Annotated in this window: 24 protein-coding genes; 16 read left to right on the top strand and 8 right to left on the bottom strand. The window is 68.9% G+C overall.

Annotation, left to right across the window (positions count from 1 at the left end; all coding sequences use genetic code 11):
- Positions 1-86 precede the first annotated feature (86 nt).
- Entirely contained in the window at positions 87-707 is a 621-nt protein-coding gene (gene engB, locus NGM10_RS06920) for a GTP-binding protein EngB (protein ID WP_253483293.1), read from the bottom strand.
- Between the two features lie 182 nt (positions 708-889).
- Between engB and NGM10_RS06915 the strand changes: the two genes are divergently transcribed.
- From NGM10_RS06915 to NGM10_RS06890, 6 genes are all read left to right on the top strand, one after another.
- Entirely contained in the window at positions 890-1,093 is a 204-nt protein-coding gene (locus tag NGM10_RS06915) for a hypothetical protein (protein WP_253483290.1), read from the top strand.
- Between the two features lie 107 nt (positions 1,094-1,200).
- Positions 1,201-2,493, top strand: coding sequence for a TIGR00341 family protein (locus tag NGM10_RS06910; RefSeq protein WP_253483286.1), 1,293 nt, complete (start codon positions 1,201-1,203; stop codon positions 2,491-2,493).
- A gap of 92 nt (positions 2,494-2,585) precedes the next feature.
- On the top strand, positions 2,586-3,956 hold the full coding sequence (locus NGM10_RS06905; protein WP_253483283.1) for a hypothetical protein: 1,371 nt from the start codon (positions 2,586-2,588) through the stop codon (positions 3,954-3,956).
- Between the two features lie 49 nt (positions 3,957-4,005).
- Complete coding sequence (locus NGM10_RS06900) at positions 4,006-4,764, top strand: SIMPL domain-containing protein (protein ID WP_253483280.1); 759 nt, start codon at positions 4,006-4,008, stop codon at positions 4,762-4,764.
- A gap of 70 nt (positions 4,765-4,834) precedes the next feature.
- Positions 4,835-5,338, top strand: a complete 504-nt coding sequence (locus tag NGM10_RS06895) for an SHOCT domain-containing protein (RefSeq protein ID WP_253483277.1) — start codon at positions 4,835-4,837, stop codon at positions 5,336-5,338.
- A gap of 76 nt (positions 5,339-5,414) precedes the next feature.
- Positions 5,415-6,785: a DUF389 domain-containing protein gene (locus NGM10_RS06890; protein ID WP_253483274.1), complete on the top strand. Its 1,371-nt coding sequence runs from the start codon at positions 5,415-5,417 to the stop codon at positions 6,783-6,785.
- Here NGM10_RS06890 and NGM10_RS06885 read toward each other — a convergent pair.
- Positions 6,752-7,714, bottom strand: a complete 963-nt coding sequence (locus NGM10_RS06885; RefSeq protein ID WP_253483271.1) for an NOG1 family protein — start codon at positions 7,712-7,714, stop codon at positions 6,752-6,754. The two genes, NGM10_RS06890 and NGM10_RS06885, sit on opposite strands and share 34 nt — an antisense overlap.
- A gap of 223 nt (positions 7,715-7,937) precedes the next feature.
- Here NGM10_RS06885 and NGM10_RS06880 point away from each other — a divergent pair, with 223 nt between their 5' ends.
- Positions 7,938-9,095, top strand: coding sequence for an MFS transporter (locus tag NGM10_RS06880; protein ID WP_253483268.1), 1,158 nt, complete (start codon positions 7,938-7,940; stop codon positions 9,093-9,095).
- A gap of 93 nt (positions 9,096-9,188) precedes the next feature.
- Positions 9,189-10,571, top strand: coding sequence for a bifunctional hydroxymethylpyrimidine kinase/phosphomethylpyrimidine kinase (thiD, locus tag NGM10_RS06875; RefSeq protein WP_253483265.1), 1,383 nt, complete (start codon positions 9,189-9,191; stop codon positions 10,569-10,571).
- A gap of 27 nt (positions 10,572-10,598) precedes the next feature.
- Here thiD and NGM10_RS06870 read toward each other — a convergent pair whose 3' ends face one another.
- Both NGM10_RS06870 and NGM10_RS06865 read right to left on the bottom strand, forming a co-directional pair.
- On the bottom strand, positions 10,599-10,766 hold the full coding sequence (locus tag NGM10_RS06870) for a hypothetical protein (RefSeq protein ID WP_253483263.1): 168 nt from the start codon (positions 10,764-10,766) through the stop codon (positions 10,599-10,601).
- Between the two features lie 6 nt (positions 10,767-10,772).
- Positions 10,773-11,282 carry a hypothetical protein gene (locus tag NGM10_RS06865; protein WP_253483260.1) on the bottom strand — a complete coding sequence of 170 codons (510 nt, stop codon included), beginning with the start codon at positions 11,280-11,282 and terminating at the stop codon, positions 10,773-10,775.
- Positions 11,283-11,397: 115 nt separating this feature from the next.
- On the opposite strand from NGM10_RS06865, the gene NGM10_RS18410 reads away from it, so the two are divergent.
- The 3 genes from NGM10_RS18410 to NGM10_RS06850 are packed head-to-tail and all read left to right on the top strand — an operon-like array spanning position 11,398 to position 12,620.
- The gene (locus NGM10_RS18410; RefSeq protein ID WP_497007319.1) at positions 11,398-12,108 is read left to right on the top strand and encodes a Pycsar system effector family protein; all 711 of its coding nucleotides are present in this window, start codon (positions 11,398-11,400) and stop codon (positions 12,106-12,108) included.
- A 4-nt stretch (positions 12,109-12,112) separates the two neighbouring features.
- Entirely contained in the window at positions 12,113-12,274 is a 162-nt protein-coding gene (locus tag NGM10_RS06855) for a hypothetical protein (protein ID WP_253483255.1), read from the top strand.
- A 55-nt stretch (positions 12,275-12,329) separates the two neighbouring features.
- Complete coding sequence (locus tag NGM10_RS06850) at positions 12,330-12,620, top strand: DUF8152 family protein (RefSeq protein ID WP_253483252.1); 291 nt, start codon at positions 12,330-12,332, stop codon at positions 12,618-12,620.
- Here the strand turns inward: NGM10_RS06850 and NGM10_RS06845 are convergent.
- A complete protein-coding gene (locus tag NGM10_RS06845; protein WP_253483249.1) occupies positions 12,617-12,958 on the bottom strand; it encodes a four-helix bundle copper-binding protein in 342 nt (113 codons plus the stop codon). The genes NGM10_RS06850 and NGM10_RS06845 overlap by 4 nt on opposite strands.
- 287 nt (positions 12,959-13,245) lie before the next feature.
- On the opposite strand from NGM10_RS06845, the gene NGM10_RS06840 reads away from it, so the two are divergent.
- From NGM10_RS06840 to NGM10_RS06830, 3 genes are all read left to right on the top strand, one after another.
- On the top strand, positions 13,246-13,443 hold the full coding sequence (locus tag NGM10_RS06840; protein WP_253483246.1) for a heavy-metal-associated domain-containing protein: 198 nt from the start codon (positions 13,246-13,248) through the stop codon (positions 13,441-13,443).
- 299 nt (positions 13,444-13,742) lie between these two features.
- On the top strand, positions 13,743-16,484 hold the full coding sequence (gene mutS, locus NGM10_RS06835) for a DNA mismatch repair protein MutS (protein ID WP_253483243.1): 2,742 nt from the start codon (positions 13,743-13,745) through the stop codon (positions 16,482-16,484).
- Positions 16,485-16,554: 70 nt separating this feature from the next.
- Entirely contained in the window at positions 16,555-17,547 is a 993-nt protein-coding gene (locus NGM10_RS06830) for a hypothetical protein (protein WP_253483241.1), read from the top strand.
- 168 nt (positions 17,548-17,715) lie between these two features.
- Here NGM10_RS06830 and NGM10_RS06825 read toward each other — a convergent pair whose 3' ends face one another.
- Positions 17,716-18,996, bottom strand: coding sequence for a phospholipase C/P1 nuclease family protein (locus NGM10_RS06825; protein ID WP_253483238.1), 1,281 nt, complete (start codon positions 18,994-18,996; stop codon positions 17,716-17,718).
- A 163-nt stretch (positions 18,997-19,159) separates the two neighbouring features.
- Between NGM10_RS06825 and mutL the strand changes: the two genes are divergently transcribed.
- A complete protein-coding gene (mutL, locus tag NGM10_RS06820; protein ID WP_253483235.1) occupies positions 19,160-21,370 on the top strand; it encodes a DNA mismatch repair endonuclease MutL in 2,211 nt (736 codons plus the stop codon).
- A gap of 40 nt (positions 21,371-21,410) precedes the next feature.
- Here the strand turns inward: mutL and NGM10_RS06815 are convergent, their stop codons facing one another.
- Together NGM10_RS06815 and NGM10_RS06810 are read right to left on the bottom strand one after the other, a co-directional pair.
- Entirely contained in the window at positions 21,411-21,935 is a 525-nt protein-coding gene (locus tag NGM10_RS06815) for a hypothetical protein (RefSeq protein ID WP_253483232.1), read from the bottom strand.
- Positions 21,936-22,025: 90 nt separating this feature from the next.
- Positions 22,026-23,351 (bottom strand): O-acetylhomoserine aminocarboxypropyltransferase/cysteine synthase family protein, encoded by a 1,326-nt coding sequence (locus NGM10_RS06810; RefSeq protein WP_253483230.1) that lies wholly within the window; start codon positions 23,349-23,351, stop codon positions 22,026-22,028.
- Positions 23,352-23,562: 211 nt separating this feature from the next.
- On the opposite strand from NGM10_RS06810, the gene kdgK1 reads away from it, so the two are divergent.
- Entirely contained in the window at positions 23,563-24,516 is a 954-nt protein-coding gene (kdgK1, locus tag NGM10_RS06805; RefSeq protein ID WP_253483227.1) for a bifunctional 2-dehydro-3-deoxygluconokinase/2-dehydro-3-deoxygalactonokinase, read from the top strand.
- The last annotated feature ends 2 nt before the right edge of the window (positions 24,517-24,518 follow it).

Below are 24,518 nucleotides of genomic sequence, written 5' to 3'. Positions count from 1 at the left end.
TCGTAGCGAGCGGGCGGGGGAGGAGGATGACCTAGCGTTCACCTCGTCGATATCAGTTCGGAGAGAGTCTCTAACCGCAACTCGACCTAGGAGAAGAACTTCAGGAGGTCGTCGCGCTTCTGCTCGTGAAGCTTCTCCTTCACCGCCTCGTTCAGCGCGTCGATGTTCCCGCGCTTCGCTGAGATGGGCGCGACGGTGTCGCGCCACTGCTTCCACGGCGGATGCAGGCCCAGTCGGTCGCAGAGTTCGTTCAGTCGCTCGTCCTCGTCGTCGACCTTGTCCATCTTGTTGACCGCGACCACGACCGGGATGCCCACGTCCCGGAGGAAGTAGAACATCTCCACGTCGTAGGGCACCTCGTCCTCGCCGGAGTGGCGGTCGATGATGTCGACGACGCTCTTGCCGTCGACCACCAGCACGCCGACCAGAATCTGGTCGGCGTGGTCCTCGATGTACCGGACGATGTCGGTCTTTATCTGCTCGCGGCGCTCCTCGGAGACGCCCGACATGAACCCGAATCCGGGCAGGTCGGTCAGCACGAAGTCCTCGCTGGTCCAGTCGTAGTGGTTGGGCGAGCGGGTCACGCCGGGCTTGCCCCCGGTGTCGAAGTGGTGGCCCGTGAGCTCGCGCATCAGGGTGGATTTCCCGACGTTCGACCGGCCGACGAAGACGACCTCCGCGCCGCGGTCCGGGCGACTCTCGAACATACCCGCCCTTCGGGGCGTCGGGGTAAAATGGCCGCGGTTCGACCGAGCGACCGCGACTGCGACCGAGCGACCGCGACCGAGCGACCGGGCGACCGAGCGACCGAGCGACCGCGACCGCGGTCGCTCGGTCGAGAGGAGCCGTTTCGGGAAAGACGTTTCACCCTCGCCTCTGTGCGACCGACATGGACCTCCCGCCCGCCCTCGTCCGACTCGCTCTCACGGAAGTCGTCTTCGCCGTCCCGGTCGGGGTCTACGTCCATCGGGACGCCAGACGACGCGGGAAGGACCGCCCGCTGGCGTGGGGCGTCGGGGTCGGCCTGCTCGCGCTCCCCGGCCTGTTCGTCTACGTGTTCCTCCGGGAACGCTCCCGGGACCGGTCGGCGTGACGCCTCCCTCGCTCGCTGGCGCGAGGGCCTCGCCGCGGTCGCTGGCGCGACGACCGCGCCGCTTCCGCGGCCCCGGGGTATTTACCGCCCCCGCGTCATCTGCGAGTATGCGGCTCGTACAGGTCTCGATTCCGGCCGGAAAGCGAGACACGGTCATCGGGGTCCTCGACGAGGAGGGCATCGACTACATGCTGACCGACGAGACCAGCGGCCGGGAGTACACCGACATCGCCTACTTCCCGCTACCGAACAACGCGGTCCAGCCCATCCTCGACAGGCTACAGGACGCGGGACTCGGCGACGAGGTCCACGCCGTCATCATCGACGCCAAGACCGACACCTCGCGTCGATTCGAGAAGCTCGAACGGAAGTACGCCGAGGGGAACGGCGACCCCGACCGCATCTCCCGACAGGAGATTCGCTCGACCGCCAGCGCACTGTCGCCCGAGTTCCCCACGTTCGTCGCGATGACGATAATCAGCGCGGTGGTCGCGACCGCGGGCCTCCTGCTCGACTCCCCGGCGGTCGTGGTGGGGTCGATGGTCATCGCGCCGCTCATCGGTCCCGCGGTGGGGGCGAGCGTCGGAACGGTGCTGGGCGACCGCGAACTGTTCCGCGATGGCCTGCGGTTTCAGGTGCTCGGCGGGACCCTGACCATCGCGAGCGCGACGGTGTTCGCGGTCGCGGTCCGGTTCGGCTTCCTCGTCCCGCCGGGAACCGACGTGACGACCATCCCCCAGATAAGCGGCAGACTGACGCCCGACTTCCTCTCGCTGGTGGTCGCGCTGGGCGCGGGCGCGGCGGGCGTCCTCAGCGTCGCGTCGGGCGTCTCGGTGGCGCTGGTGGGCGTGATGATCGCCGCGGCGCTCGTCCCGCCCGCCGCGGCGGTCGGCATCTCCATCGCGTGGGGCCACCCGATGGCGGCCATCAGCTCGGGCGTCCTCGTCCTCGTCAACCTCCTCTCGATCAACCTCTCGGGGCTTGTCGTCCTCTGGTACCTCGGCTACCGACCGAACGAGTGGTTCCAGCTCGACGAGACGCGGGCCAACCTCCTCAAGCGCGCGGGCGTCCTGCTCGCGGCCCTCGCGATACTCTCGGTGTTCCTCGGCGGGGTCACCTTCACGAGCATGCAGTCGGCGAGCTTTCAGGAGGACGCGCGCGACGAGGTCAAGCAGGTCGTCGTGGACACGCCCGGCGCGCAACTCCTGGGCGTCGAGTTCCAGACCACCGACGACCCCACGTTCTCCCGGTCGAGCAGGGTCGTGGTCACGGTCGGCCGCCCCTCCGGCGAGGAGTACCCCGACCTCGCCGAGCGGTTGAGCAGGCGGATAAACGCTCACGCCGACAACCGGGTCGCGGTCCAGGTCCGGTTCGTCGACACCGAGACGGTTCCGGCCTGAGCGGTCCCGTCCGTCCCCGGGCACCGCGAGCGCGGAGTCGGCCCGCCCCACCTTCCAAAGATATAACATGACTCTGCTGCAATTCGGGGACGATGCGCCCTGCCCTCCCCCTCGCGAGCGCCCTCCTGTTCGTCACCGTCCTCGGTCTCGGTCTCGGGGCCGCGGGAGCGACCCCCACCGCCAACGCCGAGGACGTCGCGCTGTACGCCACGACGGTCGGCCTCGACGACGCCGACGCGGTCGAATCGGCGATAGCGAACGGGACCGCCGACCCCGCCGACGAAGTGGTCGCGGGCGAGACCCTCGTCGTCGCCATCGACTCCGAGCGACTCGCGTCCGACCTCGATTCGCGAAACGGAACGACGACCGACCGGTTCCTCGACGCGGTGGCTGGCGACGCCGACCTCCGAATCGACCAGACGAACCCGGGCCCGCAACGGACCCGGAAGGTCGTCAGGCTCGGCCGCGAGAACGCGACCGCCTACCGAAACGGTACGACGACGTACGTCCTCGTCGATACCGAGGCGGTCGAGTACCGGCGCTACCGGCCCGGCGAGAACGACCCGGCCGACCTCCGCGACGGCGACCGGTTCGCGGTGACGTTCGGGTACGACCTCGACGACCACGAAATCGCGGGACCGGAGTTCGACCTCTACACGACCGAAGCCGAGTTCAGCCAGTTCGATTCCTACGACCCGCTCGCGCCCGAGGTGGTGAACCGGAGCGTGAAGGTCAACGTCGACCCCGAGGACGCCGTCGTCGCGCGGATGACCCTCGACGGCGGTCGGACGCTCACCGACGCGGCCGGACCGGTCGACTGGTCGGGGTGGCCGGGCGTCTCGCTCGACCTCCGCGGGGTCGAACCCGGGACGGGGTACGCGCTCGAACTCGTCCACGACGGCGAGGTGGTCGACCGCTACAACGGGACCGTCCGCGAACCGGACGCGACCGTCCGCGACGCCGAGGTGACCGAGGTCGAGGGGTACACCGCCGTGAACGCGACCGCCGAACTCTCCCACGGCGGAGCGGTGCGAGTGCTCGACGAGGAGGGGACGGAACTCGGGAGCGCTCCCGTCGACCCCGACACCAAGACCGACCTCACCGTCCGACTCCGTGGCGAGGCGACCGGGGAACTCCGGGTTCGGGCCGCGCGCGAGGAACACGCCAGTGCGGAGTACTACGACGGTCCCGAGTCCGAGGCGACCGTCGAGTTCGGCGACCGCGAGGTCCGGACCCCGACGCCGACGGTGTCGGCGACCCCCGACCCGACGGCGACCACGACCTCGGTGTCGCCGGACGCGACCTCGACCTCGCACTCGCCGGACGAGACCGCCACCTCGGCGTCGCCAGACGCGACCTCGACTTCGGCGTCGCCGGGCGTCGAGCGAGTCCCGGGGTTCGGACCGGTCGCCGGTCTGGTCGCGGTGGTCGCGCTGGTCCTCGCGGCCCTGCGACGCGCCTGACCGTTCCCGTCCGGAGCTTTTTGAGGGGGTACGTCGTACCCGCGGTGGGATGTTCAGGGGAACACTCGCAGTCGTGGGGATGACACTGCTTCTCGTGGCGGCGGGCGTCGCCGGGGTCGTCGGCCCGGCCGCCGCGAACGTGAGCGCGAATTCGGCACAGGACACGAACCGGACCGACGGCGGCCAGACAATCAGCGTCGCGGCGTCCGGGCAGGCTCAGGGCGAACCCGACCAGGCCATCGTCCGCGTCGCCGTCGTCGCCAGCGGCGACGACGGCGACGCGGTCCGGGCCGACCTCGCGGAGAACGCCTCCCGGATGCGGGCCGCGCTGGCCGAGGTTGGGATTCCGGACGACCGCATCCGGACGGTCGCGTACAGCATCGACCAGCGACGCGACACCGAGACGACCGCCGACCGCGAGCGGAGGTTCGAGGGCTTTCACGCCTTCGAGGTGACCGTCTCGAACGTCACCCGCGCCGGGCCGGTCATCGACGCCGCGGTCTCGAACGGGGCCGACCGGGTCGATAGCGTCGAACTCGCGCTCTCGGAGGAACGCAGGCGGGCGGTCCGCGCCGCGGCGCTCCGGGACGCGATGGACAACGCCCGCGGGAACGCCGACGTACTCGCCGAGAGCGCCGACCTCGAAATCACGGGCGTCCACAGCGTCTCGACCGGCGACGTGACCTTCGAACCGTTCCGCGCGCAGGCGCTCGAAGCCGAGGACGCCGGGGGGAGTTCGACCGACATCGAGTCGGGCCCGGTGACGGTGACCGCGCAGGTGCAGGTGACGTACAACGCGACCGGGTGACCCGCCCCGACTGTCAGCGAGGAACACATTCAACGGAACTGATTTTACGCGGGGTCCGGAAGGTCGCCGTATGCGCGGTCCCCGAGCCTCGACATCAGACCTCCGCCCGTGGCACGCACGAATCGAGCACTACACGCCCGACGGCCCGCTCGGCCGGTTCCTGCTCGCGACCGTGGCCGGGTCGGTCGGCACCACGGGACTGTTGTTCGCCATCACGACCGTCGTCGAGGCCTTCGCCTTCTGGCCGATACTCGCGCTCCTCTCGCTGAGCGTCGGTCTCGCTGGCGTCGGCCTCGCGCTGGTCGTCCTCTGGCCGGTGTACCTCTCGCTCATCGGCAACGTCGAGTCGGCGAGCGAGTACCCCGAGGGCGGTGTCGTCCGGCCGCCCGCCCGGACCCTCGACGCCGACGACGCCGTGTCGGTCCTCAAGCGGCGATACGCCGCGGGCGAGGTCTCCGAGTCCGAGTTCGAGCGCCGTCTCGACGACATCCTCGGCGTCGAAGCGGCGCTCGACTCGCACCGCGAGTCGAGCGCCCGAGAGCGCGGCGACATCCGACTTTCCGAGCGCAACTGACGTCGAAGCCGAACTCGCTGTCGCCCGGGCGTCCTCCGGCCTGAACGCTTTTCGCTCGGTATCGCGTGGTACCGTCGTGCGCGTCGTCCACGTTCTCGTTCCCGACGAACACCGCGAATCCGCGATGGAGGCACTCGACGAGCGACGGGTGGAGTACGTCGTGCTGGAGGACGACGACGAGTCGGTCCTCCTCGAATTCCCGATTCCGACCGACGCGACCGGCGAGGTGTTCGGCGCGCTCCACGAGGCGGGCGTTCCCGACGACGCCTACCGGGTGGTCTCGACCGGCGAGACCGCGACGACCGGGACTATCGACGAGCTGATGACCCGGTACGCCGCGCGCTACGACCCGCTCTCGGTCCCGGAACTCAAGTCGAAGTCCCAGGACCTCAGCCGCGACCCCCTCTCGTTCGTGGGGCTCGTGGTGTTGAGCGCCATGATAGCCGCGGGGGGACTGCTGGTGGGCTCGCCCGCCATCATCGTCGGCGCGATGGTCATCGCGCCGCTGGTCGGTCCGATGCTCACCGCCAGCGTCGGCGCCATCGCGGGCGACCGGGCCATGTTCGCCGACAGCGTCCGGTTGCAGGTCGTGGGACTCCTCGCGGGAATCGTCGGTGCCGGGCTCTTCGCGTTCGTCGCCCAGACGCTGTCGTTCGTACCGCCGGTGCTCGACATCACCTCGATAGTGGTCATCGCCGACCGGGCCGCGCCGACGTTCCTGACGGTCGCCGTCGGCGTCATCGCCGGGGCCGCCGCGGCGTTCGGACTGACGACCAAGGGACCGACCTCGCTCATCGGCGTGATGATCGCCGCCGCGCTGATTCCCGGCGCTTCCGCGACGGGAATCGCACTCGTCTGGGGCGAGTACCTCGTCGCGCTCGGCGCGTCGACGGTGCTGGCGGTGACGGTCATCGGCATCAACGTCGCGGTGTTCGCCACGCTCGAACTGCTCGGGTACGACTCCTCGCCACGGTCGCTCGTTCCGTCGTTCGAGGCCCCCGCGAGGATAGCCGCGATTTCGGTCGTCGCCCTGCTCCTCGTCGTCGGGAGCGTCGCCGTCGTGTACGGGACCTACCAGCACTTCGAGTACGAGTACGGGACCAACCGAGCGGTCGACGACGTGCTGTCCCGGTCGGCGTACGACGCCCTCAACGTCTCGACCGTCCGGACCGATTACGGTCCCGGAGCCGCGCTGTTCGACGCTCGACCGACGGTCGTGGTGACCGTGTTCCGCCCCTCCGGCGCGGAGTATCCCGACCTCGCGGCGACGCTCCGCCGGGAGATAGCGAACCGGACGGCCCACCGGCCCGCGGTACAGGTCCAGTTCACCGACGTACAGGCCGCGGGCCAACTGTCGGACCCGCCGCCGGTCGAGTCGGGACCGGGCGGCGGGGTGGCCGGTCGGCCAGCAGGCTACTCGTCGTCGAAGGGGAGTTCGGGTTCGTAGCCGGTCGCGTCGACCGCGGCGTCGAGGACCTCCTCCACGCTGTCGCCCCGTTCGACGCTCATGTAGGCGTCGGCGTCCACGTCGGTCGAGAGGTCGGCCTTGTTGCAGACCGTGAGGACCGGAACGTCTCCGAACCGCTCGGCAAGCGCGTCCCGGAGGTCGAGCTGGGCGTCGAGGGGGTAGCCGCAGTAGCCGCTGGCGTCGACGACGAAGAGGATGGCGTCGGCGAGGTGGGTCAGCGCCGAGACGGCCTGGTTCTCGATGTCGTTTCGCTCGTCGGCCGGGCGGTCGAGCAGTCCCGGCGTGTCGACGATCTGGTAGCGGATGCGGTCGCGCTCGAAGTGGCCGACCCTGACGCCCTTGGTCGTGAAGGGGTACTCCGCGATCTCGTTGCGCGCGTTGGTGACCGCGTTGACGAACGACGACTTGCCGACGTTGGGGTAGCCCGCGACCACGATGGTCGGCTCGTCGGGGTCGATGTCCGGGAGCGTCCGGAGGTCGTTGCGGGCCGCGCCCACCCGTTCGAGGTCCTCGGCGACCTCCTCGACCACGTCGGCGAGCCGGGCGAACCCCTGCTTGCGTATTTTCCTGTCCACGTCGATGTCGCCCGTCAGCTTCCCCTGGTACTCGCGGCCGATCTCGTGGGTCTTCCTGCTGGCCCACTGGATTTCCGAGAGGCTCTGTCGGAGTTCGTCAACGTCCACGATGGCGTCGGCGAGTTCGTAGTAGAAGGGGTCGACCTCGCGGAAGTCGGGCCACTCGGTCGCGACGTTGCCCAGATTGTCGCTCAGGATGTTCGATGCCGTCTGGAGCATCGACTGCTGGGCCTGTGTGCCGCTCTTGGCCCGCCCGGCCCGCGACGCCCGCGAGAACGCCTTGTCGATGAGTTCCTCCGACGTGGGCGTCGTCGGCAGGGATTCGAAAATCATGGACGTACGTAGCTCTCGCGGGCTTAAAAGCGCGTCCATACCGGCGCGGTCGGCGCGCCGCGCCGACCGCGCCCGGTTTCGGGTCGCCGACCGCGCCCGAGTTCGAGCCGCCGACCGCGCCCGAGTTCGAGCCGCCGACCGCACCCGATTCCGGGCGGTCGCCCGAAACCGCCATCTCTTCCGGTTTCGCAACCCTTGAGGCCGCCTGCTCGGAATACCGTCCATGGCCCGCGCTCGACTCTTCGCTTCCCTCTGCGGACTCGTCTTCCTCGTCAATCTCGCCAGAATCGTCTTTGCGCCCCTGCTGGACGTGTTCATCTCCGAGTTCGGAATCGGCGAGGCGACGGCCGGACTCATCGTGACGCTCACATGGGTCGGTAGCGCCTCGCTCCGGCTCCCGACCGGGTGGGTCCTCACCAAGGTCCCGAGACACCGGGTCGTGGTCGCCTCCGGGGCGATTCTCGCGGTCTCGTCCGGGCTCGCCGCGACCGCGACCACGGTCCGACACCTCATGGTCGGGGCCTTCCTGATGGGCCTCGCTTCGGGCGTTTACTTCGTGTCGGCCCACCCGCTGTTGAGCGAACTCTACCCGACTCGCGTGGGTCGCGTCATGGGTATCCACGGGGGCGCGAGTCAGGTCGCCGCCGTGGTCGCCGCGCCGTTCGTCGCGCTCACGCTCTTGGTCGACTGGCGGCTCTCGCTGTGGGCCATCGCGGTCGGCGCGGCGGCGATAACGGCCTATACGTGGGTCGCCGCGGCGCGGGCCGACCTCCCGGACGCGGGTGCCGACGACCGCGACTTCCTCGCGGCGGCGCTCTCGGAGTGGCGCATCATCGTGACGGCGCTCGCTATCGTCGGCGCGGCGGTGTTCGTCTGGCAGGGCTTGTTCAACTTCTACGAGCTGTACATGCGGTCGAAGGGGCTCTCCGACGGGATGGCAGGGACGATGCTCACGATAATCTTCGCCGCGGGCATCCCGGCGTTCTACTTCGGCGGCGACCTCGCCGACCGGCTCCCGTACGTTCCGTACCTGCTCGGCATCGTCGGGACGTTCGCCGCCAGCCTGTTCCTGCTGACGAGGGCCGAGAGCCTGCCTGCGCTGGTCGGGCTCACCGCCGTCGTCGGCTTCGTCATCCACTCGCTGTTCCCGGCCGTGGATACCTACATGCTCGATACGTTGCCGGACTCGACGCGAGGGAGCGCCTACGCCGCGTTCAGTTCGGTCTGGATGCTGGGTCAGGCGCTCGGGTCGTCGGCGCTCGGGGAGGTCGTAGAGCTCGGCTACACCTACGACTCGGTGTTCGCCACCGCCGCCCTCTGTCTGGGAGCCTCCATCGTCGTCCTCGCGGTCCTCGAACGCGCGGGACGACTGCCGAGTTGACGCGTCGTCGGGTGACGCCGTCGTTCTCTTTTCAGCTTCGCCGCCACCGCCGACCATCAACCACTAAGTACTACTTGGTCATACCACCGGATAATGAACGGCGAATCCACCCGAGTCACTCGACGACCGGCACCGGTCTCGAAGCCGACGGTTCTCACCGTCGCGGGGAGCGACTCCGGCGGCGGCGCGGGGATACAGGCCGACCTCAAGACCATCGAGGCCCACGACGCCTTCGGGACGAACGCGGTCACCGCGGTCACCGCCCAGCACACCCGCGGGGTCGAGTCGACGCACGTCCTGCCCGCAGAGGAGGTCGCGGCCCAGATCGACGCCGTTCGCGGGGACTTCGACGTGCGGGCGGGGAAGACCGGGATGCTCGCCACCGCCGAGGTCGTCCGGACGGTCGCCGACCGCGCGGCCGACGCCGCGTTCCCGCTCGTCGTCGACCCCGTGATGGTCGCGGCGTCGGGCGACCGCCTGCTCGACCCCGAGGCCGAGACCGCCTACGAGGGCCTCGTCGCGGAGGCCGCCCTCGTGACCCCGAACGCCGACGAGGCTGAGGCGCTGACCGGCGTGGATGTCGTCGGTTCCGCGTCGGCCGAGGAGGCCGGGGCGCGACTGCTGGAGATGGGCGCGGCGGCCGCGTTGGTGAAGGGCGGGCACGTCCCCGGCGAGACGGTCCGGGACGTGCTGGTCACACCCGAGCGAACCCGGACGTTCGAACACCCCCGCGTCGCGACCGACGCGACCCACGGCTCTGGCTGTGCGCTCTCGGCCGCAATCGCGGCGCGACTCGCCCACGGCGACGACCTCGCCGACGCGGTCGACGCGGCCACCGACTTCCTCGCCCGCGCGGTCCGCTACCCCCTCGACGCGGGCGAGGGGGCGGGCGCGGTCCACCACGCGGTCGGACTCCGGAACCGCGCCGCCCGCGATTCCACCGCGGAGGCGGTCCGCGAGGTCGTCGCCGACCTCGCGGACGCCGACGCCTCCACGCTGGTTCCCGAAGTAGGGATGAACGTCGTCGGCGCGACCCCCTACGCCGAGGACCCCGACGAGACCGCGGCCGTGGAAGGTCGCATCACCCGGACGTTCGCGGGCGTGAAGCCCAACCGGGGCGTGCGGTTCGGCGCGTCGAGCCACGTCGCGCGCTTCCTGCTCGCCTGCCGGGAGTTCGACCCCGCGTTGCGGTTCGCCGCGAACTGCCGGTTCGATTCGGACGTGGAGTCCGCGCTGGAGTCGCTCGACTGGCCGGTCGCGGAGTACGACAGGGGTGCGGAACCCGACGCGGTGAAAGCGCAGGAGGGGTCCACGATGCAGTGGGGTGCGCGGCGGGCGTTCGAGTCGGTCGCGGGGACGCCCGTCGCGGTGGTCGACCGGGGCGAGGTCGGCAAGGAGGCGATGACGAAGGTGGTCGCGGGGGACGCGGAGGAGTTGGCCGAGCGCGTGCTGGCGCTGTTGGACGCGGTCTCGTAACGAGTCGGCGGCCCGGTATCCATCGGCCTACCGAGCGTAGCCGACCAACTGCGCACCGAGCGTCGCGACGGTCGCGCCGACCGCGAGACCGTACAGGAGTCCGACCGCCACAACCGCACCGCCAGCGACCACGAGTACGGTTCCGTGAACCGACGCCGAGAGCATCCGGTCGACGGAGGGCCGCGAGCGCGTCATCGTCGGTCAGGGCTCTGTCGGGTCGTCGACCCAGTTGTAACACCGGAACTCGTCGGCTTCGGCCTCGCCGGTCAGCATCTCTATCGGGACGAACCCCTTCCCGCCCCGCGCGCCGACCTTCTCGCCGTCGGGGTCGTCTGCGACGAACATCGCCTTCGCGCGCATCTCGACCGTGAACTCGAAGTCGCCGACGCCGCCTTCCTCGGGGTCGAACGACAGCGAGACGCCCTCGGGAGCCACCCCGAGCGTGACGTAGCCGTCGGGCGACTCGACCGCAACGTCGTGGCTCGCCAGCCCTCCGGCGAGGTCCTCGACCCACTCGCGGAGTTGCCCGCGGTCGAGGTCGGCCGAGAGGTCGAAGCTCCCGTCGTCGGCGATGTCGCCCTTCTCGAAGACGTACTCGGGGTACCGGAGGTCCTCGGGCGGGAGGGCGTGGTCGTCGGCGTCTCCGGTCTCGTCGCGGTCGTTCCCGGCCTCCTCGGTGTCCTCGTTCCGGTCTTCGCCCTGATCGTTCATGTCCTCACGCCCGGACTTCGACCGCATTACTGTTTTGACTGAGTATGTGTGGTAGCGACGGGAAACTCGATATTCGTGCTAACGTGTAAATACCGGAATGCACCGAACGTAGGGCATGGTGAGGAGACGAGGAGGAAAGAGACGCAGATACGAACGTACACACCGGGGTTCGACCGATTCGTCGGATTCGTCGCTCGAAGATAGTGACCCACGGCGAGACGCTATCGACCGATTCGAGCGAATGCTCGATATTCAGGTTTCGACGTTAGACGGAATCGATACCAAATCGGCTCGACTCCTCAGTTTCGTCGGGGTTCTCCTCGGCGTAATCGCGACTGTCGCTCGCATCGTCCCGTCGGTTACGAATAACGGTGATTTCATCGACGACGGCTCTTTTTCCGGGGCGTTCGCACTTCTGGTCGGTGTGGTCGGTCTGCTCGTCTCCCTCGTCTACGCGACGATAACGTACCTGAGCACGCAGTTCGACTACGGACTGAGTGCTGACATCGCAGACGCGTTAGCGAAGGAAGACCACGTTCAGCGACGGACGTATCGAACCGTGGTCCTCCGAGCGTACGCAGATTCGATTCGGGAGAACAAACCCATCATCGCCCGGAACGCGCGGCGATTTCGATACGCACTCGCTGCGCTCGTCGGTGCGCTCTTTTCGCTGATGTTCTCCGTCGGCTACTATCTGATTCGGTTGCCCGATTCCGTCGAACTACTGACGCTATTTTTCGGGTCGGTGTTCGTCGGCACGCTTTGCCTTTATATACGCGACGAAGCGTATTTAACTACGGAAGAAGAATCCGGGGGCGAGGAGTAGCGTCATGGCCGACCAACTGACGACAGGGGGTGACGGTACGCTCGCGCCCTCTGAAGAACGAATCCGCGACCTACTCGGAGACGCGTACTACGTCGAAGATGGTGAAGTTCGACCGACCCGCGAACGACTGAGCAAGAGCGGTGGCCCGAAGGACGACCGAGACTGACACGGTAGCCCCTCGTTCGGTATCGGGGCAAACGTTCCGCCTCACTCGTAGAACTTTGACTGATTCCGAAAACGACGACCTCCCCGAACTCGTCGCCGACCTGCACGCCCACCTCGAAGCGACCGCCAGCCTGCCCGTCGAGGCGTCGGCGAGCAGGTGGCTCGGCGAGGCCGAGGCGGTCTGCGAGGACGCTGTCGGGCCGGACGTGCCGGAAGCCGTCGTCGAGAAGCGCGTCGGACAGGTCGAGATGCTCCTGTCTAACGTCGAGAAGACCGGCAACGAAGAGGCCGACGACCACGTCGCGGCGGCCCGGAAACTGGCCGAAGAAATCGGCTCGCGGCTCTAGGACGCCATCTGGCGGCAGGACTCGGCGCACTCCCTGAGCACGTCGGCACAGACCTGACAGTGTTCGTGGTCGTGTTGCTCGCACTCGTCGGCGCACTCCTCGCAGGCGTCGGCGCAGGTCGCCGCGAGGTCCTCGTGGAACTCGGAGCTTCGGACCATGAACCGGGCGTGCATGCTGGCGATGTCGGCCACGTCCCGGCAGAGTCGGATGCACCGGGCCATGTCCTCGTCCTCGTCGATGCATTCGTCGGCGCACCACTCGCACGCCTGGGTCGCCTCGAAGCAGTTGTCGATACACTCGTCCATCTCGTCGCTCACGTCGAGCTGTTGTAGTGCCATCGCGGAACAGGACTACGACGGACCGACGTTTATTCGTTGAGGCTAAGGGTTCAAGCCGCCCGAGCGCGCCGAGTTCGGCGCGCTCGGGCCGTCGCCGTCGCACCGACATTCCGGCGACCGCCTGCGGTCCCGGCGTCGCGGAACTCGGGACGGCTCCCGACCCCGCGAAGACGGCTTTGGATTCAAAGATACCTGCCCGCGAGGCCTCACTTTCCGAACCGAACGCGCTCCGAACTCGAACGTCCAAAGGGGAAACCCGGAAAAGGGACGAGCGCCTACGTTCGATCATGGCAAAACAGATCACCGTCGAAGGCATGAGCTGTGGCGGCTGTGAGGAAACGGTCGAGAACGCGCTCCGCGACGTGCCCGGCGTGGAGGACGCCGACGCCGACAACGAGACCGACTCCGTGACCGTCGAGGGCGACGCGCCCGACGATGACCTCGTCGCCGCCGTCGAGGACGCTGGCTATCAGGCGAAGGCCTGAGGCGAGGCGGATTTCGATTTTCGCGCCGGAGGGACTTTCCCACGAGCGATTGCTATCCGACCAGCCGCCGGGAAGCGACTGTCCGACCAACCGCCGTGGGTGGGACCGAAAGGGGCCGGCCGCGAGCGCCCGGGGGCTTTCTACGACTTCGTGGTAACACCGTCGGAGTTCGCGACGACGCCGAAATCCAATCTCTCGAATGCCCCTCGCGCCGAACCCGCACCGTTTTAGTCGCGCTCGCTCCTTCGATTCCACCATGACTCTACTCGCGCGCTCGCCCCTCCGGGGAGGTGGTCGCCGTGTCCGAGACTGACACCGAGGCGACCGGCATCGTCGGCGAGTTCCTCTCGCTCAAGGCAGAGACCGACGCCGACTTCCTCGTGATGCAGGTCGGGGACTTCTACGAGTTCTTCGGCGACGACGCCGAGGAAGTGGCCGCCCTCCTCGACCTGAAGGTCTCCCAGAAGTCGAGCCACGGCTCGAACTACCCGATGGCGGGCGTCCCGGTCGACAAGCTCACCCCCCACCTCAAGGGGCTGGTCGAGCGGGGCTACCGGGTCGCGGTCGCCGACCAGCACGAGACCGCAGACGGCCACGCCCGCGAGATAACCCGGGTCGTGACGCCGGGCACCCTGCTGGAGACCGCCGACGCCGACGCGCGGTACATCGCGGCGGTGGTCCGGGTCGCCGACGACCGCTACGGCCTCGCGTTCGCCGACGTGACCACTGGCCGGTTCCTCGTGACCGACGCGTCGGGGTCCGACCCGGAGGACGCGACCGCCCGGGCGTTCACCGAACTCTATCGGTTCGACCCCGCGGAGGTCCTGCCGGGCCCCGACGTTCGCAACGACGACGCCTTCCTCGACCGGGTGCGCGAGCGCACCGACGCCGTCCTCTCGGTCCACCGCGCGGAGGCGTTCGCGCCCGGCCGGGCGACTCACGCGACCCGCGAGCAGTTCGGCGCGGAGACCCTCGACAGCCTCGGACTCGACGGCGACGAGCGCCCCGAGGTGCGGGCGGCGGGCGCGCTCCTCTCGTACGTCGAGGAGACCGGCACGGGCGTCCGGGCGTCGATGACCCGCCTCCGGCGCTTCCGGGGCGACGACCACGTCGAACTCGACGCGACGACCCAGCGAAACCTCGAACTCACCGAGACGATGCAGGGCGACCGGGAGGGGTCGCTCTTTTCGACCATCGACCACACCGTCACGAGTCCGGGCAAGCGCCGCCTCAGGGAGTGGCTCCAGCGACCGCGCCGCGACCTCGGGACCCTCCGCGAGCGCGGCGACTCGGTCGCCGCGCTCGCCGACTCCGCGCTGGCCCGCGAGGGCCTCCGGGAGACGCTCGGCGACGCCTACGACCTCGAACGGCTCGCGAGCAGGTCGGCCCACGGGAGCGCAGACGCCCGCGACCTCCTCCGGGTCCGCGAGACGCTCGCCCTCCTGCCGCAGGTCGCCGACGCCATCGCCAGCGACCCCCGACTGTCGGGGTCGCCCCTCGCGGATATCGTCGCCCGGCCCGACCGCGAGGCGGCCGCCGCGCTCGCCGGGGAACTCGACGCGCTCGCCGACGACCCGCCCGGAACGATTACCGAGGGCGGCCTCTTCCGGCGCGGCCACGACGACGAACTCGACGAACTCATCGAGCGCCACGAGGAGGCCGAGGAGTGGCTCGACACGCTGGACGACCGCGAGAAGCGCGCACACGGCATCGCACACCTCCAGGTCGACCGCAACAAGACCGACGGCTACTACATTCAGGTCGGCAAGTCCGAGACCGAGAAGGTCCCCGACCACTACGACCGGCTCAAGAGCCTCAAGAACTCCGAGCGCTACACCACCGACGAACTCGACGAGCGCGAACGCGAGATTCTGCGCCTCGAAGAGCGCCGCGGGGAGCTGGAGTACGAGCTGTTCGCCGACCTCCGCGACCGTGTCGCCGCGCGCGCCGACCTCCTCCAGTCGGTCGGCCGCGCGCTCGCCGAAATCGACGCGCTGGCGTCGCTCGCGGTCCACGCGGTCGAGAACGACTGGGTCCGCCCCGACCTCCGTGAGTCGGGCGACCTCCGCATCGAGGCGGGTCGCCACCCCGTGGTCGAGCGCACCACCGAGTTCGTCCCCAACGACGCCGAACTCGGCGGCGACCGCCAGTTCCTCGTGGTGACCGGCCCCAACATGTCGGGCAAGTCGACCTACATGCGTCAGGTCGCCCTGATAACCCTGCTCGCGCAGGTCGGGAGCTTCGTCCCCGCCGAATCCGCAGAGATAGGTCTCGTCGATGGCATCTACACCCGGGTCGGCGCGCTCGACGAACTCGCGCAGGGTCGGTCGACGTTCATGGTCGAGATGCAGGAACTCAGCAACATCCTCCACTCCGCCAGCGACCAGTCGCTCGTGATTCTCGACGAGGTGGGCCGGGGAACCGCGACCTACGACGGCATCTCCATCGCGTGGGCCGCCACCGAGTACCTCCACAACGAGGTCCGAGCGAAGACCCTGTTCGCCACCCACTACCACGAGCTCACCACCCTCGCCGACCACCTCGACCGAGTGGCGAACGTCCACGTCGCGGTCGACGGCGAACCGCCGTCTTCCAGCGGGACGGAGTCCCGTCCGGCCGACGAATCGAACGACGTGACCTTCCTCCGGACCGTCGAGGAGGGACCGACCGACCGGTCGTACGGCATCCACGTCGCCGACCTCGCGGGCGTGCCCGGCCCGGTCGTCGAGCGCTCCAGAGACGTGCTCGAAAAGCTCCGGGCCGACGAGGCCATCGAGACCAAGGGCGGGGGGTCGGGCGGGACGAAACAGGTCGTCTTCGACGTGGGAAGCGGCGAACTCCGGACGGAGGACGAGATCCGAGAACCGACCGAGAGCGACGCGACCGGTCCGACCGACCCCGAGGACGACCTCCGCGAGCGGTTCGGCGAGGACGCAGAGGCCGTCCTCGAAGAGCTCGCCGAACTGTCGGTGAGCGACACCGCCCCGGTCGAGCTCCTGAACAGGGCTCAGGAGTGGAAACAGCGACTCGACGGCGACTGACCGCGATTTGTATCTCTCCCACCTCTTCTGCAGAAAACTTATCCCCGGCGTCCACGCACCTCCGATAGAAATGGTCCTCCAACCCTCTCGCCGGGACGCGCTGCGACTCGCTGGCATCGGCCTCGTCGGCGTGCTTCCCGGCTGTTCGGTCCTCTCGGACGACGGCGCGCGCTACTCCCTGTTGAGCAGTCCGTCGGGCGGCACCTCGCTGACCGACCTGTTCGCGTGGGAACCCCGGCGCGGAACGCTCCACGTTCGCTACCACGCCGACGCGCTCGTCGCGGAACTGCTCGACTCCGGAACGCTGACGACCGAGGCCCAGCCCATCGCGCCCTACGAACCCGACGGCTCCCCGACGCCAGCCTACGCCGAACACGAGGGCGCGTACTACCGGGTCGCCGTGACCGAAGTCGAAGAGGCGTCGCTCGACCGGTGGGAGTTCTGGTTCGAACCGGTCGAGGACGCGCCCGACGGCGTCGACCCGGTCGAGGACCCCGGCGAGGGGCTGTCGGACCTCGACGCCGACATCGTCGAGCGGGCGGCCCAGGACGCCATCGGAGCGGTCGTCGACGACGACGACATCGCCGCGAGACCCCGAGGCGAGCGCGGCGTGGTCTACTTCGAGCCGCTGGACCCCGGCGACAGCGACCTCGTTCCGGACCCGCCGTTCGAGTACGTTCGAGTCGACCCCGACACCGAATTCCTCGACGAGCCACAGACCCTGCGCGCTCGCGCCGAGAGGGGGAGCGTCGAGACCCGACGGTACGTCCACGAGGCCGAGCGCGTGGCCGACTCCGAATCCGAGTTGCGCGAAATTCTCGCCGACCACGTCGACGCTACGTTCGACGAGCCGACCGAGGCGGTCGCCGACGTTCTGGAGGCGGCCGACGGCGGCGTGCACGACGAGCGCGAGCCGATATCCGAGGCGTTCGAGGAGGTCATCGAACGCCTCGCCATAGAGGACCCGACCCCGCCCGACGAGTCGGGCGCTCGGACGTGGAGTCGCCACTACGAGTACGGGGGCAGTTACTACCGCACGACGCTCCGAATCCGGGACGACTGACCGACCGCGGTCGGTCAGTCGTCCCGGGTTCGACCGGTTCGATGGTCGGACAATCGTCGGGTAACCGGCAGAAAAACCGTCGGGAAGTCCTCAGGTACTCGTCAGCCGAACGACCTCCGTCGGCCGACGGAGGTCGTTCGGACGAGCGTCGAAGACGGACTCCCGGGTTCAGTAGAGCTGTTCGACGAGCGCGTGGGTGTAGCCGTAGCCGTGGCTCAGGGAGTTGGCGGTCGCTTCGACGAGGTCGTCGTAGTCGGTCGAACTCCAGCTATCGAAGTCCGTCCCGTTCTCCTTCACGAGGTGGAACACCTCGTAGGCGTAGCTGTTGCCCTCGTCGGCGACGTTCTCGACGCAGTCGAAGGGGTCGTTGTTGTAGGCGATCATCGTGCAGTCGTCGAGGAAGTTCTCGCCCGAGGTGAGGTTGTTCTTGACCCACTCCTCGTAGCTGTAGTGGAGGTCGTAGTAGGGGTCGAGGACCTCACAGCCGTCGAAGTCGCAGTCGAGTTCGAGGTTCATCTGCTCGATGCCCATGCCGCTGTGGAGGGGCACCGACACGTCCTGGACGTAGTGGATCGCACGTCCGAGGTGTTCGCGCTGGGTCGAGTAGGAGGTGTCCTCGGCCTCGCCCATCTCGTACTCGCAGAACCACGGTGCGCCGCCCAGACCGTTGAACTCGATGGTGATGCCGTACCCGAGGTCGACGGTGTAGTGGTTGGGGTCGTAGTAGTGGCCGTAGTGGTGGGCGAACTCGTTGAGCCCCTTCTTGACGGCGTCCTTGACCCAGCTGGGCCAGTCGGCCGACTCGACCCACTGCCCACAGCCGTCACACGGGTTCGTGTCGGGCTTCGGGGAGTACTCGACGATGTCGTCTTCCTCGTAGCTGTAGAGGTCGAAGTGACTCTCCAGCACGTCCCTCGTCATGGTCTTGTGGGTCGAACCGTACCACTGGGCACCGATCTCGTTGCGCCCGCCGTTACGCTTGGCGAACCCGAAGGAGACGGCCTCTCCGGCGGTCGAGAACTTCTCGGCCTCGTCCTTCCCGCCGAGCGCGCTCGGGCCGTCGTCGTCGAGCGTGAGGACGAAGTCCTTCCCGTCGCGGACCTTGCGGACCTCGTAGGTCGACCAGAGGTCCTTGAGGCTGTCGCGGGCCTCTTGCTCGTCGGCCTCGTCCAGTTTCGCCGCCTCGACCAGTTCGAGCAATCGGTCCTCGTCCACCGTCAGCAGGTGGTACCGGGGAGTGAGCGACGTGAGCGAGTCGTCGACGAGGAGTTTGCTGTGGTCGGGGTAGGGGACCTCGCCTTCGACCCGCTCGTCGTTCTTCCCGTCGCCGCTGGCGCTCGCGACGCCGCCCAGACCGACGCCCACGAGGGCACCGGAAGTCGCCTTCAGGACGGTCCTGCGGCCGAGATTCGATACGTCATCGCTGTGGTCGGGATTATTTTCTACCACAATCTATCTAAAATCTACACGATAATAAAAATTTCTATGGCTATAATATATGTAAAATATACTGTTCGGCGTCCACGCCCCTCGGAGCCACGCGGGGGTCAGCAATGGATTGAAACCACCCCCGTTCGTCGTAGGCGCTAGCGACTCTCCCGCGAGGACAGCAATGACCGACACCAACCGAATCACCCGACTCGACGACGACACCATCCGGAAGATCGCGGCGGGCGAGGTGGTCGAGCGCCCCGCCTCGGTCGTCAAGGAACTGGTCGAGAACAGCCTCGACGCCGACGCCGACCGCATCGACGTGACGGTCGAATCGGGCGGCACCGACCGCATCGTCGTCAGCGACGACGGCGTCGGCATGAGCGAGGCCGACGTGCGCGCCGCGGTCCGCGAACACACCACCAGCAAAATCGAGGACGCAGACGACCTCGATTCGGGCGTGACGACGCTGGGCTTCCGGGGCGAGGCGCTCCACACCATCGGCGCGGTCGCTCGGGTGACCATCACGACGAAACCGCGAGAGGGCGACCGCGCCACCGAACTCCGGATGGACGAGGGCGAGGTCGCGTCGGTCGGTTCCGCGGGGCGTCCCGAGGGGACCACCGTGGAGGTCGCCGACCTCTTCTACAACACCCCCGCGCGCCGCAAGTACCTCAAGACCACGACCACGGAGTTCTCGCACGTCAACACCGTGGTCACCCGGTACGCGCTCGCAAACCCCGACGTGGCCGTGTCGCTGACCCACGACGGCCGCGAGGTGTTCGCCACGACCGGCCGGGGGGACCTCCAGTCGGCGCTCCTGTCGGTGTACGGCCGGGAGGTCGCCACGTCGATGATTCGAGTCGAAGGCGACGAAAGCGACGCGGGCGTCTCGATCTCGGGCTACGTGAGCGACCCCGAGACCACTCGAAGCACCCGCGAGTACCTCTCGACCTACGTCAACGGCCGGTACGTGAGTTCTCCCGTCGTCCGAGACGCCGTCCTCTCGGCGTACGGCGGCCAGCTCTCCGCGGAGCGCTACCCCTTCGCCGTCCTGTTCGTGGACGTGCCCCCGAGCGAGGTCGACGTGAACGTCCACCCGAGGAAAATGGAGTGTCGCTGGGAGAAGGAGTCGGCCGTGAAGGCGGCGGTCGAGCGCGCGGTCGAGGACGCCCTGCTCGACCACGGCCTCGTCCGGTCGTCGGCCCCGCGGGGCGCGAGCGCCCCCGAGGAGGCCCGCGTCGAACCCGAGCGCGCCGACGAGAGCGAGCAGGCCGAACTGGCGACGGGGACCGACGACCGCCCTCGCGAGCAGGCGACGCTGGGCGCGGATGGCGAGTCGGGTGCGGATTCGAATCCAGAGACGGACTCGTCGGCTCAGTCGACCCCGACCGACGACTCGCGGGTCTCGGAGTCGACCGCGAACGAGGGACCCGTAGATTCGCCCGCAAACGCACGCTCCGTGGGCTCGACCGGGGACGCGACCTCTGCGAACTCGGTGACCGAGGCGGAGACGGCCCGGACGCCGCCGTCGGCGGCGTCCGGGCCCTCGGAATCGGGCGAGGGGTCGTCTCGTTCCCGCGCCCCGGAGTCGGCCGCCGAGGCCGACTCGGCGGCCGACTCCGACCCGACTGTCGATACTCGCCCGACTGCGGACACCTCCTCGGTCGCCGACTCCGACCGGAAGTTCTCGGCCCCGACCGAGGCCGAGACGCTCGCGGGCGACCCGACCCCCGACCCCGAGTTCGACCGGCTTCCGCGGATGCGGATTCTGGGTCAACTCCACGACACCTACGTCGTCGCCGAGACGCCCGACGGACTCGTCCTCGTGGACCAGCACGCCGCCGACGAGCGGGTCAACTACGAGCGACTCGCCGCGGAGTTCGCCGACGACACGACGACCCAGATGCTCGCCCAGCCGGTCGAACTCGAACTCACCGCGGGCGAGGCCGCGGTGTTCGACGAGTACCGCGAGGCGCTGGAGACGCTCGGCTTTCGCGCCGAGCGCGCGGAGCGAGCGAGCGCCGACGCCGCGAGCCGAACCGTCAGGGTCCGGACCGCCCCGACCGTCCTCGACTCGACCCTCGACCCCGAACTCCTCCGGGACGCGCTCGGGGAGTTCGTCTCGACCGACGCCGACGACCGCGGCGACACCGTCGAGCAGGTCGCCGACGACCTGCTCGCCGACCTCGCCTGTTACCCCTCCATCACGGGCAACACCTCCCTGCGCGAGGGGTCGGTCGTCGAACTCCTGTCGGCGCTCGACGACTGCGAGAACCCCTACGCCTGCCCCCACGGCCGCCCGGTGATAATCGAGTTCAGCGCCGAGGAGATAGACGACCGGTTCGAGCGCGACTATCCGGGCCACGCGGGTCGGAGAAGGGAGGACTGAGTCGGCGCAACTGCGGGACCGTCCGGGAGCGCTCGCCGCGCTACGCCTCGACGGCGAGCGTACCGTTCTCGGTCTGGTCGTCGTTGAGCGTCACCGCGACCTCGTACTCGCCCGACTCGTCGGGGTTGTCGACCGCGGGATACGTCACCACGACCGCGTCGCCGCGGTCGAGCGCGTACCCCGTGTCGAGTTCGACGGTGAACGAGTACTCGTTGTTGTTGACGCCGCTGACGTGGCTCTCGTTGAACTCGCGCTCGGCGTCGCCGTCGCCGTCGGTGTCGACGCCCAGCTCGACCGCGCCGTGCTTGGCCCCCTCGACCTCGAACGCCTCGCGCGGGTAGGTTGCGGAGACCGACTCCAGTTCGCTCCCTGCGGTCGATTCGTTCGCCTCGACGCGGAGGGTGTGGTCGACGCCGGTCGCGTTCGCCGACGCGTCGGTCGCCGTCACCACGTCGCCTGCGGCGGCGTCGGTCTCGTCGGCGGCGAACGGGTCGCCGACGGCTCCCGAACATCCGGCGAGCGATACGAGCAACGCCAGCGCTATCGCGGCGGTGAGTCGTCGCATACGTCGTCCGGTCGAGACCCCCGCGGTGAAAGCCTTGTGGCTCGGGGGGCGACGCCGGTCGGACCGGCGTCGCCCCCGAGCCGACCGGCCTCAGGCGTTCGCGCTCGCCGCCTCGATGGCCTGCTCTAGGTCGGCGACGATGTCCTCGACATCTTCGATGCCGACCGAGAGGCGAACGAGGTCCGGGGTCGTCCCGCTGGCCAACTGCTCGTCCTCGGTCAACTGCTGGTGGGTGGTGCTCGCGGGGTGGATGAGCAGGGTCTTGGCGTCGCCGACGTTCGCGAGCAGGCTGGCGAGTTCGACCTCCTCGGTGACCGCCCGCCCGGCGTCGTACCCTCCTTCCAGCCCGAACGTTATCATCCCGCCGTAGCCGCCCTCCAGATACTCGCTCGCGTTCTGGTGGGTCTCGTGGCTCTCCAGTCCGGGGTAGTTGACCCACGCCACCTCGTCGTGGTCGTCGAGGAACCGCGCGACCGCCAGCGCGTTCTCGCAGTGCTTCTCGACGCGCAGGGGGAGCGACTCAAGCTTCTGGAGGGTGACCCACGCGTCGAACGGCGACTGCTGATTGCCGAGGTCCCGGAGCCCCCGGGCCCGAGCGGCGTAGGCGAACGCCGCGTCGCCGAACCGCTCGCGGAAGTTCACGCCGTGGTAGGCGGGGTTCTCGGCCGCGATTTCGGGGAAGTCGCCGTCCTCCCACGGGAAGCTACCGCCGTCGACGAGCGCGCCGCCGATGGTCGAGCCGCTGCCGTGAATCCACTTGGTGGTCGAGTGCCAGACCACGTCGGCACCGTGTTCGATGGGGTTGCAGAGGGCTGGCGTCGCGAAGGTGTTGTCCACGACCAGCGGCACGTCGTGGTCGTGGGCGATGTCGGCGATTCGCTCGATGTCCGGGGTGACCAGCGCGGGGTTGCCGATGGTTTCGAGGTGGACGAACGCGGTGTCGTCGTCGATGGCCTCGTCGTAGGCGTCGTAGTCGAGGGTGTCGACGAACGTCGCCTCGACGCCCCGCCGGGGCGCGGTGTGGGTGAAGTAGGTGTAGGTGCCGCCGTACAGCGACGACGCCGTCACCACGTTGTCGCCCTTCCCCGCGAGGACGAAGGTGGCGAGGTCCAGCGCGGCCATCCCGCTGGCGGTCGCGAGCGCCGCGACGCCGCCTTCGAGCGTCGCGAGTCGCTGCTCCAGCGTCGCGTTCGTCGGGTTCATGATGCGGCTGTAGATGTTGCCCGGCTCTTCGAGCGCGAACAGCGAGGCGGCGTGTTCGGCGTCGTCGAAGACGTACGAGGTGGTCTGGTAGATGGGCGGTGCCCGCGCGCCCGTGGTCGGGTCGGGGTCCTGTCCGGCGTGGACGCTCTCGGTGTGGAACCCGCGAGCGTCGGGTTCGGCGTCGGATTCGGGTTCGGATTCGGAGTCGGTCATGCTCGTCGGAGACAACGCGGCGCGGTCGGTTAGGTCGGCTGACAGGGGCAACTTCTGCACCGCGAACGAGAACCCGGCAAGCGAGTCCGGAAAGCGAGTCCCGATTTCGGTCGCGGAGAGCGACCCGAATCTACTCGGGCGGTCTCGACGCTTCTCGGAGAACGTATCGACGACCGAGTAAATTATGGCCCGCCGGGGCGATTGGCGACGTATGACCGACCTCGTGACGTTCGGCGAGACGATGTTGCGCCTCTCGCCCCCGCAGGGCGAGCGACTGGAGACCGCCGACGACCTCGAACTCCGGGCAGCGGGCGCCGAGAGCAACGTCGCGGTGGCGGCCGCGCGACTCGGTGCCGAGGCGGTCTGGACCTCGAAGCTCCCCGACTCGCCGCCGGGGCGGCGAGTCGTCGCGGGCCTGCGCCAGCACGGCGTCGAGACCGACGCGGTCTGGGCCGACGAGGGCCGACAGGGCACCTACTACCTCGAACACGGCGGCAGGCCCCGCGGGACCAACGTGGTCTACGACCGCGAGGGCGCGGCGGTCACGACTGCGGAGTTCGAGGAGCTTCCGGTCTCCAGGGTCCGGGACGCCGAGTACTTCTTCACCTGCGGCATCACCCCCGCGCTCTCTCCGACGCTCGAATCGACCACCGCCGACCTGCTCGCGGCGGCGACCGACGCCGGGACGACCACCGCGTTCGACGTGAACTACCGGTCGAAGCTCTGGTCGCCCGGGGAGGCCCGCGAGACGCTCGAAGGCCTCTTTCCCGACGTGGACGTGCTGGTCACCGCCGAGCGCGACGCCCGGCAGGTGCTCGCGCGCGAGGGCGACCCCGAGGCCATCGCGGTCGGACTCGCCGACGAGTTCGACTTCGAGACGGTCGTCGTCACCTGCGGCGCGGAGGGCGCGCTCGCGCGCCACGGCGGCGAGACCCACGAGCAGGCCGCGTTCGAGACCGACACCCTCGACCCCATCGGGACCGGCGACGCCTTCGTCGGCGGATTCCTCGCGCGCCGACTCGCGGGCGACGGGATTTCGGCGGCGCTGGAGTACGGCGCGGCGACCGCCGCGCTCAAGCGCACGGTCGCTGGCGACGTGGCCGTGGTCACGCCCGCGGAGGTCGAGCGCGTGCTGGCCGAGGAGGGCGGCGAAATCTCGCGGTAGCG

The sequence above is a fragment of the Halorussus salilacus genome, from assembly GCF_024138125.1.
Taxonomy (GTDB): Archaea; Halobacteriota; Halobacteria; order Halobacteriales; family Haladaptataceae; genus Halorussus; species Halorussus salilacus.
This window is presented reverse-complemented; position numbering and strand designations above follow the sequence as displayed.